The 20,079-nt window shown below is 57.9% G+C and carries 15 protein-coding genes, 1 pseudogene and 1 other annotated feature; of the genes and pseudogenes, 11 read left to right on the top strand and 5 right to left on the bottom strand.

From position 1 onward, the window contains the following. Positions 1-14 precede the first annotated feature (14 nt). From AACH87_RS22430 to AACH87_RS22380, 11 genes are all read left to right on the top strand, one after another. Entirely contained in the window at positions 15-1,040 is a 1,026-nt protein-coding gene (locus AACH87_RS22430) for an amidohydrolase family protein (RefSeq protein ID WP_338799338.1), read from the top strand. 20 nt (positions 1,041-1,060) lie between these two features. Next, entirely contained in the window at positions 1,061-1,936 is an 876-nt protein-coding gene (locus AACH87_RS22425; protein WP_338799337.1) for an amidohydrolase family protein, read from the top strand. After that, entirely contained in the window at positions 1,927-2,907 is a 981-nt protein-coding gene (locus tag AACH87_RS22420) for a tripartite tricarboxylate transporter substrate binding protein (RefSeq protein ID WP_338799335.1), read from the top strand. The genes AACH87_RS22425 and AACH87_RS22420 overlap by 10 nt, the downstream gene beginning before the upstream one ends. A 38-nt stretch (positions 2,908-2,945) precedes the next feature. Further along, the gene (locus AACH87_RS22415; protein WP_338799334.1) at positions 2,946-3,944 is read left to right on the top strand and encodes a protocatechuate 3,4-dioxygenase; all 999 of its coding nucleotides are present in this window, start codon (positions 2,946-2,948) and stop codon (positions 3,942-3,944) included. Between the two features lie 4 nt (positions 3,945-3,948). Next, positions 3,949-4,806, top strand: coding sequence for an aldolase/citrate lyase family protein (locus AACH87_RS22410; RefSeq protein WP_338799333.1), 858 nt, complete (start codon positions 3,949-3,951; stop codon positions 4,804-4,806). A gap of 4 nt (positions 4,807-4,810) precedes the next feature. After that, positions 4,811-6,355 carry an acetolactate synthase large subunit gene (locus AACH87_RS22405; protein WP_338799332.1) on the top strand — a complete coding sequence of 515 codons (1,545 nt, stop codon included), beginning with the start codon at positions 4,811-4,813 and terminating at the stop codon, positions 6,353-6,355. A gap of 29 nt (positions 6,356-6,384) precedes the next feature. Continuing rightward, the gene (locus AACH87_RS22400) at positions 6,385-7,275 is read left to right on the top strand and encodes a phosphate ABC transporter substrate-binding protein (RefSeq protein WP_338799331.1); all 891 of its coding nucleotides are present in this window, start codon (positions 6,385-6,387) and stop codon (positions 7,273-7,275) included. Positions 7,276-7,406: 131 nt separating this feature from the next. Next, positions 7,407-8,786: a hypothetical protein gene (locus tag AACH87_RS22395; protein WP_338799329.1), complete on the top strand. Its 1,380-nt coding sequence runs from the start codon at positions 7,407-7,409 to the stop codon at positions 8,784-8,786. Positions 8,787-8,936: 150 nt separating this feature from the next. Further along, positions 8,937-9,911, top strand: a complete 975-nt coding sequence (locus AACH87_RS22390) for a helix-turn-helix domain-containing protein (RefSeq protein WP_338799327.1) — start codon at positions 8,937-8,939, stop codon at positions 9,909-9,911. A 334-nt stretch (positions 9,912-10,245) separates the two neighbouring features. After that, complete coding sequence (locus tag AACH87_RS22385) at positions 10,246-11,394, top strand: lactonase family protein (protein ID WP_338799326.1); 1,149 nt, start codon at positions 10,246-10,248, stop codon at positions 11,392-11,394. A 204-nt stretch (positions 11,395-11,598) separates the two neighbouring features. Beyond that, entirely contained in the window at positions 11,599-13,476 is a 1,878-nt protein-coding gene (locus AACH87_RS22380) for a hypothetical protein (protein ID WP_338799325.1), read from the top strand. 320 nt (positions 13,477-13,796) lie between these two features. On the opposite strand, the gene AACH87_RS22375 is transcribed toward AACH87_RS22380, so the two are convergent. The 5 genes and pseudogenes from AACH87_RS22375 to AACH87_RS22355 form a co-directional block, all read right to left on the bottom strand. Continuing rightward, positions 13,797-14,270, bottom strand: coding sequence for a GreA/GreB family elongation factor (locus tag AACH87_RS22375; RefSeq protein ID WP_338799324.1), 474 nt, complete (start codon positions 14,268-14,270; stop codon positions 13,797-13,799). Between the two features lie 232 nt (positions 14,271-14,502). Beyond that, positions 14,503-15,685 (bottom strand): annotated as a pseudogene (locus tag AACH87_RS22370) (IS3 family transposase). Then, positions 15,291-15,407 (bottom strand) — a sequence feature (AL1L pseudoknot). It overlaps the preceding pseudogene by 117 nt. A 58-nt stretch (positions 15,686-15,743) precedes the next feature. Further along, on the bottom strand, positions 15,744-17,081 hold the full coding sequence (locus AACH87_RS22365) for an MFS transporter (protein ID WP_338799323.1): 1,338 nt from the start codon (positions 17,079-17,081) through the stop codon (positions 15,744-15,746). A 104-nt stretch (positions 17,082-17,185) separates the two neighbouring features. Further along, positions 17,186-18,301, bottom strand: a complete 1,116-nt coding sequence (locus AACH87_RS22360; RefSeq protein WP_338799322.1) for an NADH:flavin oxidoreductase/NADH oxidase — start codon at positions 18,299-18,301, stop codon at positions 17,186-17,188. Positions 18,302-18,849: 548 nt separating this feature from the next. Next, the gene (locus tag AACH87_RS22355; protein WP_338799321.1) at positions 18,850-20,073 is read right to left on the bottom strand and encodes a hypothetical protein; all 1,224 of its coding nucleotides are present in this window, start codon (positions 20,071-20,073) and stop codon (positions 18,850-18,852) included. Positions 20,074-20,079: the final 6 nt, after the last annotated feature.

Here is a 20,079-nt window from a genome sequence, read left to right as displayed (position 1 = left end):
CTACGGGTACCCCCATGATCATCGACTGCCACGGTCACTTCACGACTGTCCCCGCTTCTTTCCGCGACTGGCGTGCCAAACAAGTCGCATCCGCCAACGATCCTGCCAATGCTCCGCCACTGTCGGGCTCTTATGTCACCGACGACGAGATCCGTGAGGGCGTTGGCAATGGCCAACTGCGTCTTCAAAAAGAGCGTGGCAGTGACCTCACACTGTTTTCACCCATCGCAGGCCTCATGAGCCACCACCTAGGCAATGAGCGTACGAGCCTGGAATGGGCTGAAGTCTCCAATAACCTGGTGCGCCGCGTTTGCGATATCTATCCAAACAACTTCGTACCGGTCTGTCAACTGCCCCAGTCGCCATTGGCGCCGCCCAAGAACTCAGTTCCCGAATTGCGCCGCTGCGTAGAAGAAATGGGTTTCGTTGGCTGTAACTTGAATCCAGACCCCAGCGGTGGCTACTGGACGGGCAAGCCCATGACCGACCGTGACTGGTATCCGCTCTATGAAGCGCTGTGCGATCTCGATGTCCCAGCCATGATCCACGTTGCGGCCTCATGCAACCCTTGCCATCATGGCACCGGAGCGCATTACCTCAACGCCGATACCTCGGTGTTCATGCAGCTTCTGCAGGGCGATCTGTTCAAGGATTTCCCCACTTTGCGCTTCGTGATCCCACACGGTGGCGGAGCGGTGCCTTACCACTGGGGACGCTACCGAGGCATGTCACTTGAGATTGCCAAACGCCCTCTGGAAGGCCTTCTTGACAACATCTTTTTTGACACCTGTGTCTATCACCACCCAGGCGTAGAGCTTCTGACCAAGGTGGTTCCAACCAGCAATGTGCTGTTTGGCTCGGAAATGGTGGGGGCCGTGCGCGGCCTTGACCCCAACACAGGCAACTACTTCGATGACACCAAGCGCTACCTGGATGCGTGCACGGCACTGAGTGATGCAGACCGGCACGCCATTTTCGAAGGCAATGCCCGCCGCGTCTATCCACGGCTGGACAAACAGCTTACAGCTCGCGGCCATTGAGCGCGCAATGGAGACAACCCATGAACATCATCGACATTCATCCGCACATCATCTCTGATGACGAAAAGCGCTATCCACCGGCACCGCTGTTTGGAAAGCGTTCAGACTGGTCACAAGAACGCCCGAGCACCGTAGACGCATTGATCGCAGCCATGGACGCTGCCGGCGTGGCCAAGGCTGCAGTCGTGCACTCGTCAACCACTTACGGCTTTGACAACAGCTATGTCGTCGATGGCTGTAACCAGCACAAAGATCGGCTGGTAGCCGTAGGTTCTGTGGACATGCTGGCCGACGACGTGCCTGCTGTGATCAAGGACTGGGCCAACAAGGGTCTGGCCGGACTGCGCATCTTCACCGGAGGCTCGACCAAGGACTTTGATCCCAGCGAGTTGGACAACCCAAAGAGCTTCAAGGCTTGGGAAGCGTGCGCTGACCTGCGGCTGCCGATGTGCATCCAGACGGGGCCCATTGGCCTGCAGCAGGTGCGCATGCTGGCCGAAAAATTCCAGAAGGTGCCCATCATCCTTGACCACCTTGGAAGGCCGGATGTTCTCGACGGACCGCCCTACCGGAATGCACAAAGTCTGTTCGACCTGGCCGATGTGCCCAATATCTACATGAAGCTTACGCCCCGTATCTTCGGCGACGTGAAGAAGGACCAGGCCTCGGCCGAGACCTTTTTTCCACGCGTGGTGGAGGCTTTCGGTGCGCAACGCATGGCTTGGGGATCAAACTTCCCGACCTCGCCAGGTACGTTGGCAGAGATCCTGGCCACGGCCCAGATCGGGCTCGCCAGCCTGAGCGCGAACGACCGCGATTGGATCTTTGGAAAAACGGCGCAACAGCTGTATCCCGCCCTCGCCGGAAGCCTCACAACGCCCACACCATGCAATTGATCCATTTATCAGGAACCGCTGTCAGGACTCTGGTGACAGGGCTGCTCGCATGGAGCGTGATCGCGCAGGCCCAGACCTACCCCACGCGTCCCATCACGGTGATCGTGCCGGTGCAAGCGGCAGCCTCTCATGATGCTTTCATGCGACTGATTTCGCCCAAGCTCAGTGCCGCCCTCCAGCAACCTATCGTCATCGAGAATCGCAGCGGCGCCGGCCAGAGCATAGGCACCGAAGCCGTCTCCAGAGCCAAACCGGACGGCTACACGCTGCTGCTGGCATCTAATGCCCCCTTCACCATCAACCCGGTGGTGTCCAAGGTCCGCTACGACCCGGTAAACGACTTCGAACCCATCATCAACATCGGACAGAACTCGCTGGTGCTGGTGACGAGTCCCAAGCTGCCGGTCAAGACGCTGCCCGATCTGATCGCCCTAGCGAAGGGTCGCAAGGGCGAGCTCAATGCCGCCAGCTCTGGCAACGCATCCACTGGCCACCTGTCACTGTCGCAATTCAATCTGCTGGCCGGTGTGGATATCGTGCATGTCCCCTACAAAGGCGGTCCTTCGGCTCTGAACGACGTGGCAAGCGGACAGGTCTCCATGGCTTTTGCTGGCCCTACCGCCGTCCTGCCGCTGGTCAAGCAGGGCCGCCTGCAGATGTTGGCCTATGCCGGCAGCAAACGCTCTGTGTTCATGCCTGAGTTGCGCACCGTGGCTGAACAAGGTGTGGCCGGTTTCAGTGTTGACGTGTGGTTCGGTTTCCTGGCGCCGAAAGGCACCCCAAAAGACATCATCCAGCGTCTCAACACCGAGATCGCCAAGCTCGTCAAGGATCCTGAGACCGCCAAGAAGATGCTCGAGCTGGGCATTGAGCCTGCCACCTCCACGCCAGAGGAGTTTGCTGCGCAAATCAAGCGGGAGATTCCTATCTGGCGTCAGATCGTCACCAAGGCCGGTGTGGTCGTCAATTGATGCTCGCATCCCTTAACACATAGAACTGGTAGAGACCTATGGCAAAAATCGTTTTCGGGATGGCGGTTCCTCACAGCGGCATGCTGGGCCAGAAGCCAGATGAATGGCTTCACAACGCCGAGCGCGACTTCAAAAACCCAGAGCTTTGGTTCCGCAATCGGACCTGGACCTATCCAGAGCTAGAGGCTCATCGCGGCAAAGCCTTCGAGCAATACCTCACGATCGAGGAACGCACAGCCCGCGCCAGCCGATGCCGAGCAGCCCTTGACGTGATGGCCGCAGCCTACCAACGCGCCAAGGTCGACGTGGCCATCATCCTCGGCAAGGATCAGAAGGAAATTTTCCCGCAGCTTTCGCCGTCCATTGCCATCTACAGCGGTAAAGAGGTGCACAACGGGCCGCCGCAGCGCAAGGTCTACGCGCCTGACCATCACGTCGTACACCAGTGCCACCCAGAGTTGGCGACTTACCTGCTCACAGCCTTCCAGGCCCAGGGCTTCGACATGTGCAACCTGGAGGACTGGCCAGAGAACGTCTGGATGGAAAAGCAGATGAAGCAAAAGGCCGACTACCCAGTCGTGCCCCATGCCTACAGCTTTGTATACCACCAGATCATGAGCGACAACCCGCCACCGCATGTGCCGGTGCTGATGAACCTGTTCTACCCACCAACGCAACCATCTATGGCGCGTTGTATCCAGTTCGGAGATGTGCTGCGCGATGCGATCGAGGCTTGGCCTGAAGACGTGCGTGTGGCTGTCATCGCCTCTGGCGGACTTTCGCATTTCGTCAACGATGAGGAGTTCGATCAGGACATCCTTCAGAAGCTTGCGAACTACGACTACGAGGGACTGTCTGCCATACCGAACGGTTGGTTCCAGTCTGGCACGTCAGAAATCAAGATCTATTCGACCGTCATGAAAGCACTGCAGCACACAGGTGCGCAGATGACGCTCGTCGATTACGTGCCCTGCTGGCGCACCGCCGCTGGTACCGGTGAAGGCATGGGCTTCATGTATTGGAACCCCGAGGAGTAAAGCAATGACACAACGACTGAACAGCATCATCAAGGCCTTCGAGGCCGGCAAACCCGCCTTCACGGCGTTCTCCAAGCTAGACAAGCTCAGCGCTGCCGAGTTCGCGGACTCTCCCTATGACGGCATCGTCTACGAGATGGAGCACAACCCCTACGACGTATCAGCCTTGGGCGACGCATTGCAGTACATGCTCAACCGCAAGCAGATCGCCGACAGCGGATCGGTCGCCCCCAGAGTGACGCCGCTGGCCCGCATACCTGCCAACGGCGTGGAGATGAACCAGAGCTTTGCCAAACAGGTTCTGGACCGTGGTTGTTATGGCGTCATCTGGCCGCATGTGTCCACCGTCGAGCAGGCATACAACGCGGTGGCCTCTTGCCGTTATGCACGCCCCAAGGGCGCACCACTGTACGAACCCAAGGGCGTTCGCGGTGACGGCCCGGCCAACGCTTCGCGCTACTGGGGCCTGTCCATGGCCGACTACTACCAGAAAGCCGACGTCTGGCCCCTGGCGCCAGAGGGCGAACTCCTCGTGGGCTTGATGTGCGAGAGCCCCGAGGCCGTCGAAAATCTTGACGACATCCTGTGCAATGTGCCAGGCGTCGGCTTTGTTCTCATTGGAGAAGGCGATCTCAGCCAGGCCCTGGGTTATCCGCGCCAGTACGAGCACCCCGAGGTGCAGGACGCTATGCGCCGCATCGTCGAGACCTGCCACAAGCATAAGGTGGTCGTCGGTAACCCGCATGTGACGGCCAAGAACCACAAGAAGTTGCTTGATGAAGGCTATCGCTTCCTGATGGCCGCACCAACAAAGAGTTACGGCGTCGTAGGCCTGGCCCAACAGGCCGCCACTTCGTATTGATGCCATGAACGGCGCCGAAAGCCTCGTTTCGACCCTGGTGGACCAGGGCGTCGATATCTGTTTTGCCAATCCTGGTACGTCGGAAATGCACTTCTTGGCGGCGCTGGAAAACCCGAAGATGCGCAGCGTGCTGTGCTTGTTCGAGGGGGTTGCCACGGGTGCTGCCGATGGTTGGTACCGGATGAAGGGAACACCTGCATCCACCCTGCTGCATCTGGGGCCGGGCCTGGCCAATGGCCTGGCCAATATCCACAATGCCAAACGCGCGTCGTCAGGGATGGTCAATGTCATCGGCGAGCACTCGACCTCACACCTCAAATACGACCCTCCGCTGACCTCCGACATTGAAGGCTTGGCAAGGCCATTGAGTCACTGGGTGCGTCGCGCCGACTCGGCATCCGCCATCGCCTGGGACGCGACACAAGCGGTCAATAAGGCATCGGAACATCCAGGCCAAATCGCTACGCTGATACTTCCTGGCGATACCTCATGGCAAGAGGCGGGAACGCCGATGAAGCCAAAGATCGCAACGCCGCAGCGCAAGGCGCCGAACGCAGCGCGCATAGAGCACGTGGCAAAGGTACTGCGCTCTGGAGAAACTGCACTGCTCATTCTGGCGAATACAGCTACCCGCGGCACCGCCTTGCTTCGGGCCGGACAAGTAGCAGCAGCCACAGGGGCACGTTTAGCCTCGCAGTTTTTCACGGCCCGCATAGAGCGCGGGGCGGGGCGGGTACCGATCGAGCGGATCCCCTATGCCGTGTCTCAGGCACAGGCCTTTCTCAAGGGATTCAAACATCTCATCACACTGGAAACCACGGAACCCGTGGCTTTTTTCGCCTATCCAGACAGGCCCAGCCTACTGAAGGCGGAAGGCACCTCGGTTCACGCTTTGGTAGAGGCAGATGAGGACAGCGAGCTGGCATTAGACATGCTGCTGGACGCCCTGGAAGCGACAGCTACCCAACCGCTGCGACAAGCGCAGGTGGAGACCCCGGTACCTACGGGAGCACTCCACCCCACCAGCGTGGCACATGCATTGGCGGCTGCGTTGCCTGAGGACTGCATCCTTGTTGACGAGTCACTGACCACTGGCCGGGAGTCCATGGGACTGACGATGGGCGCTCGACCGCACGATTTGATCAACAACATGGGGGGATCTATCGGGTATGCCACACCGGTGGCCACTGGGGCTGCACTGGCATGCCCCGATCGCCGGGTGTTCTGCATGGTGGGCGACGGCAGCGCCATGTACACCATTCAGTCACTGTGGACACAGGCGCGTGAGGAGCTGAACGTCACGACCATTATTTTCGCGAACAACAGCTACGCCATCCTCAAAGCAGAGTACGCCAACATGGGAGCGGGCACACCAGGTGCCCGGGCACTTTCCATGATCGATATCGACCGCCCGCGCATCGACTGGCTGGCGATGGCCAAAAGCATGGGCGTTCCAGCAGTCGCCGTCGATACCGCCGAGGGATTCCATCAAGCCATGGTTCGCTCAACCCTCGAGCCTGGACCTTGCCTGATCGAGGTCAGGCTTTGAAAACCTCCACAACAACTCAGAGACAAACCATGACGATAGCAATCGACACCCCCACTCTGCGCACCAACCTAGCCGACTATGCGGTGACCAAAGCCATGAAGGATGGCCGCGTGACATCCAACATTGTGAACCTGGACTTTTGTGGGCCGACACCCGCACACAATGGATTCAAGGCCATGGTGCGTGAAAGCAAATTCGACGCAGGCGAACTTGCCATCGTCACCTTTTTACAGGCCAAGGCATATGGCAAGCCCTATGTCATGTTGCCAGCGCCCATTTCAGGCCGCTTTCAACACCACTGTGCCGGTTTCAATATCGAGTTTGGCGACTTACGCCCCAAAGACATTGAGGGCAAAAAGGTCGGCGTGCGCACCTACACACAAACCACTGCTTTATGGATTCGAGGCGTACTGCGCCACGAGTGTGGCGTTGATCTCGACAAGGTCACTTGGATGACCCTCGGCGATGGACATTTGGCCGAATACAAAGACCCAGAAAACTGCCAACGCCTACCTTCAGGCTCATCAATACCGGACATGATGATGGCGGGACAGCTCACAGCGGCACTGCTCGGAGAGGACATGCCCAAGGACACCCGAGTCCGCACCTTGGTGCCAGATGCGCATGCTGCAGCCAGAACCTGGTACGAACGCATGGGTATCGTGCCCATCAATCACATGTTCGTGGTGCACTCCGATTTGTCCAAAAAACGCCCAGACATCGTGCGCGAGCTTTACCGCATGGTGGTCGAAAGCCGTGCGCTGGCCGAAGGAGTTCCTGCGGTGTTCCCGCCCTTCGGTCTGGAGGCCAACCGCAAGGGCCTTCAACTGGCCATCGACTGGGCGCTGGACCAAAAGATCATTCCCCATCGCCTCAGTGTGGACGAGTTGTTCGACGACGTCACAGGGACACTGGGGTAACCGATGACTCACCGAGAAATGCTTTCACCCCGATAGGGCTCAGGATCCTCTACGCCGATCGGACCGACAAAGTCTGCGCGTCGGATCGGAATGAACCACCTGGCGTCTTTCTGCAGCCAATAAAGCGCCTATTGGTCCAAAAAGCAACGCAGCGGACCGCGGGGGGTTATGCAGGACATCCCAAGACAACACCAAGAGGAGACAAAATGAGATTCCAATTATTTTCAAAAGGCTGGTTGATGGGTGTGATGACTTTGGTAACTGCCGCTTCCTTGGAAGCCTGTGGAGGCTCTGACGCTCCCATTGAAGAGAACGTAAAGGTAGCAGCCGATGGAGTGAAAGGCATCACGGATAGCGCGTTCGACCCCCTGTTTTCAGGAGGTAACGCAGCCAAAGGTGTCGCAGACCTGATTGCAAACGGGCAAGTGAAGATCAATGGCACGCAGATACCGCCGGCCACTGGCAACAAGCTCGACATCAACGATGGTCGAGGCCTATGGAAAAACCCGGACGGCACCTGGTCTTGGGATGTTCATGTGCTGTTTAAAGGCGCCAACAAACCTTACGAAGATGCAGTCGTTGGCTTCGTGAACCACACAACGATGCTGCGTGGAATTGAATACACACTCAAAAAAGTAGACGGAAAAGTGACCGCACTTTCCGTCGATGTGATGGATGTCGCACTGGCTGATACCATCACCAAAGGTGCTTCGTTTACCACCCTGACGACTGTAGAAAAGGGTGACAACAGCACCGACAAACCCAACCCGTCCAGCATCAACTTTCCCAATGCGTCTGTGGAGGGAGCCCCCCAAAGTCAAGATGCAGTTATCTATTGGAAAGATGCCAGCGGATGGCATCTCAAACGGGCTACCCCGATCCCTTCTGTGGCAACCGTGACCGAGAGCAACATCAACGGCGCATTGAGCTACACCCGCAAACTCAACGGTGTGGACATGACAGATTCCCGTCTCACCCTGCAGTACTCGGAGCCGTGGAATCGCCCCAGCCAGCCGTTTCAGGCGATGGCCTGGATGGGCGAGAACAGTGTGAATGTGCAGGCATGGCAAAGCACTCCGGGTGTCACAGTCGCATTGTCCAGGGGGACATCGGCCCGTGCGTCACTCACATCAGCCCTGTTGAAGTCACGCGAGGCACTGACCAAGGTTCAAGTGTCAGCCACAGGAACGGGGTCTGATGTGGCCTCGGGGCAGCCATGGGTGACCACCCATTACCGGGACACCTTCAGCCGCGCTGTAGCCGACGCACAGGCCATTCTGGACAACCCCGCTGCAAGCCCTGCACAGGTGGAGGGCGCCCTGTACCGGCTGGCACAGGCCTACGGCGGTCGTACCGGTGACCGGAACAGCTGGCTGGAGAACCGGTACTTTGGCAAAGGCGATGACTACAAACGTGGAGCACCGTTTGACACGGGGTACAACGGAACAGGCTTCTGGACCTATGCACAAAACCATTTGGGAACCGCTGTAGCAGGGGCCATTGCACGATAACTGCAAATGTCTCACTTTGCGTAGTGCACCCATTTGCTGCCAGAGGCCTGGGGATCTGAGGTGCGAGATGTGAGAAGGAGCAAGGGACTGACAGTGCAGCCCCTTCATGCGGGAATGTTCCTATAGCGAGTGCTGTGTCCTCGGCGCATCATGAATGCTACTCATTTGGATTTCAGCGCGACCATGTCTGTACTGGCCTTGACTCGCCCCATCTACGCAGAGACACACTTCCCCACATCAGCCCCAGTGCCGCAGGTGCGGCTGTATGTCGAAAAGCCAGGGGCTCTGCAATCTCCCTGGCTGGTCAACGTAGGCCATGTGACCGAAGGTGGAAGACGCAAAACTGCGCCGCACGCTCACCCATCGTACGGACAGGTGATCTATGTCCGCAATGGTCGAGGCCTGCTCAATCTCGAAGGCATCAGTGTGCCGTTCGAGGCGCCATGTGCGCTGCTTCTTCCGCACGACTGCGTGCACGGCCTAGACTACGAGATCGATGTCGATCGCTGGGTCATCACCATGGAAGAAACCTACCTTGCCCAGATCAACAGCAAGCTGCCGGAATTTATCCAGCTGTGGTCTGAACCCCGGGTGATCACCCTGTCACACAATCCCGAAGCGCCGAACGAGTTCTATCACTTGATCCGGCGTTTGGAGAGAGAGATTCGCGCCCGCATGATCGGCCATGTGGCGGGCACTGAGGCACTGCTCACCGCTGTGCTGCTGACCCTTGTGCGGGGCATACGGATGGAGCAGATTGACCGAGAAGGTGCAACACGCCAGGCCATCCGCCTGGCAGATCGTTTCCGCGAATTGGTGCATCAGCATTTTCGTGAAAATCTGCGTCTCCAGAATTACGCATCCAAGATGGCGGTCTCACCAACGCAGTTGCGAGCCGCTTGCGTGGCGGCGACAGGGATGAGCCCCACCAAAATGATCCATGCGCGACTCATCACAGAAGCCAAGCGCAACCTCATTTTTGGCGACATGTCGATCGAGCAAATCGCTTATGGGTTGGGCTTCATGGATACCGCCTATTTCACCCGTTTCTTTCGCAAAGAAGTAGGCCAGTCACCCAGCCAATTTCGAGCGGCTGCGCGCGAACAGGCTCGGCCTGGCCCCTGATGGGCACGTCCCACTGAGCGGCCCTTTCTCTGCAGCGCCTTCTCCCCGTTGTGTCTTGACCAATCTCAAGACCACTCATGCTGAAAGTACCAGTGAATCTGTCTTTCGTGTAAGTACCTTCAGCGACAGCTCCCCTATCCTGCCTAGATGGCTGGGCCATAGATGCCTAGTCCACGGAATCTTTGAAATCAGCGGTGCCTGAAGGTCTGGCAAGGCGGCCAGCCTTGGCTGCAGCCAGCGCTTTGCCGTGCATCCTGCTGCAGCCCCGGCGCACCGCCAATTTCAAGGATTCAGTGGATCAGTGACGATAAAAAATCACAGGAGACTGTCTGGCATGTTCGATGTAAGCGCATGCGGCCGCCTAGGCCTGGGTTTGGCGTTGCTATGGTGTCTCGACACTGCCGGGGCAAGCACACCGCCCCCCTGCAACCCTGCAGAACTGGCGTATGTTGGGACGGACGGTTCCGGCATTTGGACTTTTCGATTTGACGCGTGTGCTGGCACGCTGACAGGGCTTGGACAAACCGCAGACGCCAAGAAGCCCCGCTGGCTCCTGAAGCACCCTCAACTCCCGGTGCTCTACGTGGCAGCAGAAGGCGCCCAGACGGACGGACGCGTGTTCGCCTATGCCATTGCAGAACACACAGGTGGGCTCAATCCAATGGGGGACGCCAGTGCGGGAGGCGCGGGTACCACCCATCTGTGGCTGGACGCGCCGTCCATGACCCTTTTGGCAGCGAACTTCGGCACTGGCTCGACATCGAGTCTGACTCTGCATACCGATGGTCGGCCGGGTGTCCTCGTGAGCTCCATCCAGGCCTATGGCTCCGGCCCACATCGGCGCCAGGCCAGCCCCCATGCGCATGGCATCGCCGTGGACCGCACAGGGCGCCATGCGCTCGTCGCAGACATGGGCGCCGACAGGGTATTTGTCTATGGCTTCAATCGCTCAACCCGCAGCTTGGCGGCGGACTGGCCGAACGTGCAACGCGCCTACCAGGCCCCAGCGGGCAGCGGCCCACGCCGCGCCGTGTTCAGCGCCACGGGGCATATGGTGTACGTGCTCAGTGAGTTAAGCGCTGAGATCACGGCCCTGCGGTGGGACTCTACTCTCGGCAGTTTGGAAGCGGTGCAGACCTTGCCTCTCACCACGCCTGGGTTTGAGGGTGTCAAAAGTGCATCCGAGCTGGCCCCCAGCCGCGATGGTCGGTTCGTCTATGCAGGCAACAGAGGAGAGAACCAGATTCTGGTTTACCGGGCAGATGCCGACTCGGGCGAGCTGGAGCTGGTGCAGCGCCACCCCAGTGGGGGCGACGTGCCCTGGGCATTCGACATCCACCCATCGGGCCAGTGGATGCTGGTAGCACACCACCGCAGCCAACGCCTGAGCCTGCATCGGATAGACAAGACGTCTGGGCGGCTGTCAGACACGGGGGTCACGCTCGATGTACCTGCGCCTGTGAGCGTCTTGTTCGTGAACTGAGCGTGCCCGTTATGGGGTCGGCGTCTTTGAACTTGAAAAATCCGTCCGGGCTGATTTTGTCGAAGCCCTGCACTTCGCTTTTTCAAGCTCAGCATGAACGGCTCAAGTGGACTCATGCCGGATCAATATTTCAGTTTGACAAACAATTTTTACAGGAGACAAACCATCGTGGATCGAAGAAATTTTTTAGGCGGCGTCGCTTCAATGGCTGCATTGACTGTGGCGCACTATCCGCTCTCGGCACAGTCGGAAACGCCGACCCCAGGCCCCCTGTTGTTGAACCGTATCGGGCCATCGGCTTCACAGATTTTCATCGCCAATGCAGATGGCTCCAATGAGCGCAAGCTGATCGACAGTGGTTCACTGGACTACAACGCCTCATTTTCAGCAGACGGTGCTTGGGTGGTTTTCACATCCGAGCGAGACGGCCTGGGCAACTCGAACCTCTACCGTGCCCGCACCGATGGCACACAGGTAGAACGCCTCACCAATGATTCTGCCGTGGAAGATGCGGCTGCGCTGTCGCCGGATGGGAGCAAAGTCGCCTTTGTCAGCACGCGCGAAGGCATGCTCGCCAACATATGGGTACTGAACCTGAAGGATCGCACACTGAAGAACCTCACCGGGGTGAGCGGGGTGCAAGGTCGCGCCGATTCCCCCAACGGTTTTTTCCGCCCGAGCTGGTCTCCAGACGGGCAATGGCTGGCCTTCTCATCGGACCGTGATACCGAATGGAAGGGCCACCACAACGGCGCCGGTTGGGAGCACACCCAGGAACTGAGCATCTACGTGATCCGGCCTGACGGTACTGGGTTTCGCAAGGTCAGTGGCCGTAAAGACCATTGCCAAGGCTCACCCAAATGGTCCCCGGATGGCAAGCGCATCGTTTTCTATGAAACCCTGGCTGAATACACCTATTGGGTGCTGCGCCCTGATCTGCTGCTGCAAATCGACTCTCAGATCGTATCTGTGGACGTAGCCACCGGAGAGCGCCAGGAACACACGAAAGGCCCCGGCTTCAAAATCAGCCCCCAGTACCTGGACAGCGGGGAAATCGTCTACCGCCGCAAAGGGGGCCCCGAGGATGGACTCTATTCCACGGCACCCGCCAAGGCCGCGGTAAAGATCGCAGGCCTGCGCACACCCTGCTGGTCGCCAGACGGCAAGCAAGTCCTCTATGAGAAATTCACCTGGCGTGGCTGGAAGCAAAATCAGGCGCTGTACAGCTGGGATGCCAGCCGCGAGTACCGCTACACCGATGTGTGGCCCGCCTTCTCTCAAAGCGGTTGGATGGTGCTGACGGCCAAGCACGAGGACGGTTCCATAGACGTGATGCGCGCCGATGGCAGTGAACGGCGGCGCGTTTATGACGTCACCAAGCAAAGCCGTCTAGACCCCACGCTGGTCAAACGGGGCTTGGCGGGCGCCTTCTTCCCGGTCTGGTCACCCGACGGTGAGTGGATCGTCTTTGGCGTTGGCGAGTGGTTCACACAGCGCGGGAAAGGCCGTGCCAAGCTGATGCGGGTCAAGTCCGATGGCTCTGGACTGGAGCAACTGACCGATGACAGTATCTTTAACGCAGGCTTTCCCAGTTACTCGGCCGATGGCAAGGAGGTGGTGTTTCGGATTGCCAACCAGGATCCCAACAGCGCATCGCTGGGCGGACTAGCAGTGCTGAACCTGGAATCACGCCAAATTCGGCGCATCACCAGTGGCTATGACAATATGCCCATCTGGTCCCCAGATGGCAGCCGCATCCTCTTTAACCGCGGGGTACGCAACCCCAACAGCATCTGGTCCAACTTCGACCTTTACACCGTACGCCCTGATGGATCGGATCTGCGCCGCCTGACCGACCACCCGGCCAGCGACGGCCACCCTGTGTGGACACCCGATGGCACGCAGATTCTCTACAACAGCGGTCAGGCTGGCTACCGCGACGAGGCCTGCCACTACGACCAAACGTTCCAACCCTACGGTCAACTGTTCGTGATGAACGCAGACGGAAGCGGCAAGCGCCAGATCACAGACAGCATCTGGGAAGACTCGACCCCTCAATATGTTCCACCGGGGGCGAGATAGTCTGAGGCTGGGCACTGGCAATGGCACTGGCCGTCAAAGGCAACTGTGTGTACTGCCGATTGGCCCAATCTGCCTATTTGCTTTGAAGCCCCTTTCCAAAAAGCGTCTCGACCACCAATGCTTGCGTTGCGATTGGCACGCGCAACCGTGATCGCTTTTAGAAGTCGTAACCTCACCGGCACAACCCTCATCTGCCCAACTTCGGCAGCGCGACACGGCGGGGTCGTTCGCGAAATAGTCTCAGCGGCAAACCCGGATTGCAGGTCAAAGGGCCTAGCTCCTGCCGTGAACAAGCCTGCATCTGGAAACAACCGCCCGCATCAATAAACCCGCAGCACCTCATACTGCTGCGGGGGCGGTGCTCCGACCTGTATCGCCACCTCATCCCCCTCATACTTGCCCAGCATGGCTTTCCCCAAAGGTGCTTCGCTGCTAATGACCTGAACGCCGCTGACCGACTTCATGCTGCCCCCATCTGGGTCAAGGAAGATCTCGTGCTGCTTGTCGTCAGAATCGACCAGGCAGACCAACGCACCGAGCTGTATACCTTTGCTGGCATCGTGAGGGCGCGAACGGCATTGGCGCCAATGGACCATCGCTTGGCGGATGGCAGCGCGCCAAGCTTGGCCAGTGGCAAGGTAAGCGGCTTCGAGTCCCAATGTGTCGTATTTGTTTTCGGCAATGTTCTCTTCGTGAGTCACCGTTTCGTGGGCCACCCTAACTGCCTGCTCGGCTTGCTGCAGGTCTTCTACCAACCTATGCAGTACCTGTTGCTGCAGAAAAAATTTATCCATGACGACAGGTGGGCGTCTCAAGCAGTCGGGGCGGGTCTTAATTATGAAATGCTCTAATGACTTTCAACGCGTCCTTTGTACAAGGTATGCCTCAGCGATCGAGACCACCCCTCTTGCGAGTTGCAAGTGTGCTGAGCAACAGCAGCTGTAAGGAAAAGCCTGAATCGCCCCGTGTTCCGCGGAGGCTGTTTGGTTTAAGTCAGCCCACTGCCACAGTGGCCTGATTGGCGAGTTACCGATAGTAGTTTGCCTCAACCTCAGCAGGCTGGATGTACCCGATGGGCTCAAGCAGGCGATGGTGGTTGAACCACGATACCCACTCCAGCTTGGCGAAATCGACTGATTCTTTGGTTTTCCATAGAGCACGGCGGTGAATCAGTTCGGCCTTGTACAGACAGTTGATGGTCTCGGCTAGGGCGTTGTGGTAGCTGTCGCCCTTGCTGCCCACCGAAGGCTCGATACCAGCTTCCGCCAGTCGCTCTATGTAGCGAATGCTGACGTATTTCGAGCCTCTATCAGAGTGACAAACCAAACTGCCATCGCGCTGATGGCTGACGGGCATATAGGGCTTGCTCCAGGGCGTCGAGAACAAAGTCCGTGCGCATTGAACTGCTCACCCGCCAACCCACGATACGGCGGGCAAACACGTCAATTACGAAGGCTACGTATAGCCAGCCCTGCCAGGTTGACACGTAGGTGCAGTCCGAGACCCATAGCTGATTTGGCCTATCCGCCTTGAACTGACGATTGACTCGCTTTGCTATCACTGACGGTGGTTCTGACGGCCTTGCCGCGCATCACGCCGCGCAGTCCCATGCTGCGCATCAGACGCTCGACCGTACAGCGGGCCACCGTCACGCCTTCGCGGGCCAGTTGCCTCCACACCTTGTCGGCGCCGTAGACCTGCATGTTGGCCTGCCAAACGCGTTGAATCTGCGGCATCAGTACCTCGTCGCGCTTGGCTCTGGTGCAGCGCTTGTGAGGCTCGCGCACCAGCGCGGCGTGGCGCCAATACGCCGATGGGGCGACCTGCAAGACCTTGCAGAGCGACTCGACCCCGAAAGCATTGCGCTGCTGGTCGATAAAAGCCTTCAAGACTTGAGTCGGCGGTCGAGCTCCGCCTGGGCGAAAAACGCGCTGGCCAGCTTCAATATCTCGTTGGCACGGCGCAGCTCCTTGACCTCGCGCTCCAGCTCCTTGACCCGCTGGGCTTCGGCTGTTGTGACACCTTTTCGCGTGCCAGCATCCACTTCGGCACGTTTGACCCATTCGTTCAGGGTCTGGGGTACACAGCCAATCTTTGGGGCGATGGATTCGATGGCGGCCCACAGCGATGGGTATTCCCCGCGCTGCTCCTGCACCATCCTCACTGCGCGCTCACGCACTTCAGGCGAGAACTTGGTTGTCTTCTTCATGGCTCAATCCTCTCAGAGTGTTGAGCCTCCTCAAAAACCGGGGCGATTCACCTGTGAGTCAACGGCGATCAATGAAGTGATCTCCTGCCCCCTTAGGTAGATGCCATGCATCGACAAGGCTGATTAAAGTCATCAAAGCACCCAGCATCAGTGCCACCTTGTAAGGCGCTGCGGGATCAAGCGATAGCCGCAGACTGACCAGCCACTCCCCAACGCGCACCCCCAAGGACGTTAAGGTGATGCCAGCGGCCATACTCAACTGGGAAACCACGTTGAACAGACTGTTCGCGTCAGCCATCTGCCTTTGAGGTACATCTGCAAATGCAATCGTACCCAAACTAGTGAACTGCATAGATCGGGTCATACCGCTGAGCAACAAGATCGAAACAACAACGCCAGACGATGAATTTAGGTCGATAAGAGCGCAAGCCGCTAGACAGAGAGCAGCAAAGATGCCATTCACCAATATGACCCGTCGATAACCAAAGCGCCGCAGAATAGGCGTAGTCACGGTTTTCATACCAACATTGCCAACAAACACCACGAGCAATTGCAGTCCCGCGCGAAACGCATCAAAACCAAAACCAATCTGAAACATTAGCGGCAGAACAAACGGCAGACTGCTGATAGCCATGCGCGACACAGAGCCACCCATCACAGCTACTCGGAACGTCGGAATACCCATTGGTTCAAGGTTCAGCATAGGCGAAGAGGTCAGACGGAAGTGATGCACTGCTAGTGCCAGCAAACCTAAACCTACTGCCAGCCAGAGTACCTCCGCCAGAGTAGGGGCGATCGCCAAGCGTTCCAGTCCAGTCAGCAATGCGAAGATGCCAGTACTGCTCAGACTGAAGCCAAGCCAGTCAAAACGCTTGTACCCGGACTCTGGGACAACGCTTGGAATGAGGCGCAACGCTAAGGCAAAAGCTAACACGCCCAAAGGGACATTGAGGAAAAAAATCCAGTGCCAACTGGCGTGAGTCGCGATGAAGCCCCCCAAGGGGGGAGCAATCACAGGTGCCACTAGGGCTGGCCAAACGAGGTTGGACATTGCGGCCATACGCCCCTTGGCCGGAGTATGGCGCAAAACCAAAAGTCGCCCTACCGGTACCATCAATGCGCCACTGGCACCTTGCAACACGCGTGCTGCGACGAAGGTGGGCAGGTGCTCTACAAGCCCGCAAGCGAGCGACGTCACAGTGAAACCAGCGATAGCACCTGCGAACACTCTACGCGGTCCAAAGCGGTCAGCAATCCATCCACTGACCGGGATACAAATGCCCAGCGCTAATAAGTAGGCGCTCATGGCCACGTTCAGGTTGAGGACATCAATCCCGAATGACTGAGCCATCTGCGGCAAGGCCGTAGCAATGATGTTGCCGTCTAGCACCTCCATAAACAATGCTCCCGTTACGAGCCACGCCACAAATTGCAGACGTCGCCCCTGTAACGGTGCCTCTTCGGGAGGCTGCAGCTCACCAACTGGCATCCGATCGCCGCTCACTGTGCGGCACCCTTGCCTGGCCCACGGTAGCGCTCTAGCCAATAACCGTAGGACGCTGGCAGAACACTTGCGGGCTGAGGCAGTCCCAGTTCAATCGCCAGTTGATAAGGATAGTGTGGGTTAGCAAGGTGAGCGCGTCCGATAAGTACAAGATCCAAGTGCCCTTGTGCAACAGCCTGCTCCGCCATATGGGGGTCGTCTAGACACCAGCTCGCAGCAACCGGCATCTGAACATCTTGCTTGACACGGCTCGCTACCGGGACAAAGAAACCGGGACCCCATGGCGTTTTGCCCTGAGTGGTAGAGAAGCCTATGCTGGCGTCAATAAGGTCAAGTCCAGCATCGCGCATTTGGCGAACGAGCGCCACGGCCTCGGGGTAGAACTGCTCATCGCCGCCGTCGTACTCCACCACGCCAAAGCGAGCAGTTAGCGGCAGATGCTGAGGCCACACCTCTCGCACAGCCTTCATGGTCTCTAGCAGAAAACGACCTCGATTCTCTGCGCTACCACCGTATAAATCGGTGCGCTGGTTAGCCAAGGGGGAAAAGAAACTCTGTGCCAAGTACCCATGCGCAAAGTGCAGCTCCAGCCACTGGAAACCTGCGGCTAGTGCGCGCTTGGCTGCGGCCACGAAGTCTTTCTGGACCCGTTCAATGTCATTCAGCGTCATTGCCTGAGGGACTTTGGATAAGCCGCCACCGAAAGCCAGTGCCGAGGGCGCCAAGGTGCGCCAGCCGTGACGATCATCAGCAGGTAAGTGATCGTCGCCCTCCCAAGGCCTATTCGCACTGGCCTTACGCCCAGCGTGGGCGATTTGAATGCCTGGGACTGCACCAGCAGCCTTGATAGTCGCCGCAATACGAGCAAAACCCTCAATCTGCCCATCCTCCCACAAACCAGCGCAACCGGGAGTGATGCGACCTTCAGGGGACACCGCCGTGGCTTCCACGATCACCAAGCCGGCGCCTCCCCGTGCCAACCCTGCGTAATGCGCCTGATGCCATTCATTCACATACCCCTCATGGGCTTGGTATTGGCACATTGGAGGGATTGCAATGCGGTTGCGGACAGTGATGTCTTTCAGTTGGAATGGATTGAACAGTGCAGACATAGGGAAAAATCAACGGGGAAAGAGGACCTGGCAGTGTCAACATATGCCAGCAACACCAAGGCGGAACTCAGGCCAGCGTCGATGATTTCGAAGCGAAGTTCTCGGTGAAGCTGGGGATATAGCTCTCAGGCCATACGATGAAATTCATGGTCATGAATAGACCCCTGAGTTCGCTACGTTCATCTCGGCAGTTCTAGCTGTTGCCAGACAGGTGCGTACACTGCTACACACCTGAGATGTGTCGGCAGATTATTGGAATAAATCCAATTGCATTGATTTATTCGTTACATCAATAAGACTGATACCAGCTCATTGATGTTCAGTTCAAGAAATCTTGGCGCTATCGCTCCACACTGGGGCACACAACCCCCTGCCAGGCGATGTGGTCACACGTCGGCACCAACTCTACATACTCAAGAATGTGGTTTGGTAAGACCTACCACCTTACAAGCTTGCAGTGGAAAACTAGCGAACTCTGAAAAAGAGCCTCGGTACGCGACATCAAACCCAGGCTAACTTCTGCACGAGATCCCAGGCCACAATCGCAGTCAAGGCACGGTGGAGCGTAGTTTTCCGCTCTGTATCGCTCGTACAAATCCTGCATAACGATAGCCACCGAACTTCGCTCCAATGTCTTCAGCACTGCCGTTGAGTGTCAAGTACAGGAGATAGACCTGGTAGTCGAGCGCGCTATCGCTGCTGTCCGCTGAGTCCAAGGCCATCTGAGCGCGCAAAATGGCTTTGCTGAGTTGCTCATACAGCGTAGGGGGTACCCAACGTCGCGTGGCCAATACATCTGTGCCCTCTGTACTGGGTAACACATCCGACAGCCACCGACGCGCCTGCACCAAGGCTAGAGACAAGAAGCTGCTGGCATTGGAGCCGCTGGTCATCCCAACGGGGGCACCAGATGCCGATGGATCAGTGGTGGGCACCAGCCAGAGACTCACCTTGAGACCTTCGACGTTACCGTTGAGACCGAAGAACTTCTGCGCATTCACGAATTCACCAGGGCGGTTGGAAATCAACAGGTTGTCCCGAGAAAAACGCATCGCATCCTGATAGACCTCGTTATCAATGGTGTACGACTCGTGGTCCTGGCCATTAACAAACCTCCCTTTGACCTCTCGGGCTCTCTGCATGGCCCACCCATTGGGCCCCCACCAGAACAATGCCACATCGCCCGGGGAAATCTTTGTGTCGAAATGAGCTATGGAAATGCGTTCACCGGAGGTTGTCGTGAAGCGCGAGCCATCAAAGACCCTCCCCTCCTCCGCCGTACGCTGGGTGGTGCCGATGTCACCGCGACGCACACTTACCGAGCCGTCTGGGAAGCGGATGACCTCCTGCACCTGAACCCCCTCCTTATAGTCGGCCTCGATGGTGTCAGCAAACTCATCGCCATCAGTGTCGTACAGGCGCACTTCCAATCCAGCCACGATTCCGGTAGCGACTGCCATAGCAGCTGCGTCATAGCTAGCGGCAGTCTTCTGCCCCTGAAAGCCACCCTTCCAATGCCCCGCAGCGGCGTCGTAGTGCAGCCAACTCACCTGATTCACCTTGTAGCCGTCAGGCGTGAGTTGTCGGAATTGGGCTTCATTTGCTGGGATCGGCAGGCCGTTAATGCTGAACTTACCCGCTGCGATCACAGCCGCAACGCAGGCGACAGCCGATCCCTGTCGGAAATAGCTGTCGTAGCGGGTATCAGTGATACGGTTTGCGTCTCTACCCATGTTGAGTACTACGGCACGCAGCAGTGAGCTGCTGTTCATGCTGGG

Source organism: Acidovorax sp. DW039 (assembly GCF_037101375.1).
Lineage (GTDB): Bacteria > Pseudomonadota > Gammaproteobacteria > Burkholderiales > Burkholderiaceae_C > Acidovorax.
The sequence above is the reverse complement of the archived record's forward strand: the minus strand, read 5'-3'. Positions and strand labels throughout refer to the sequence as shown.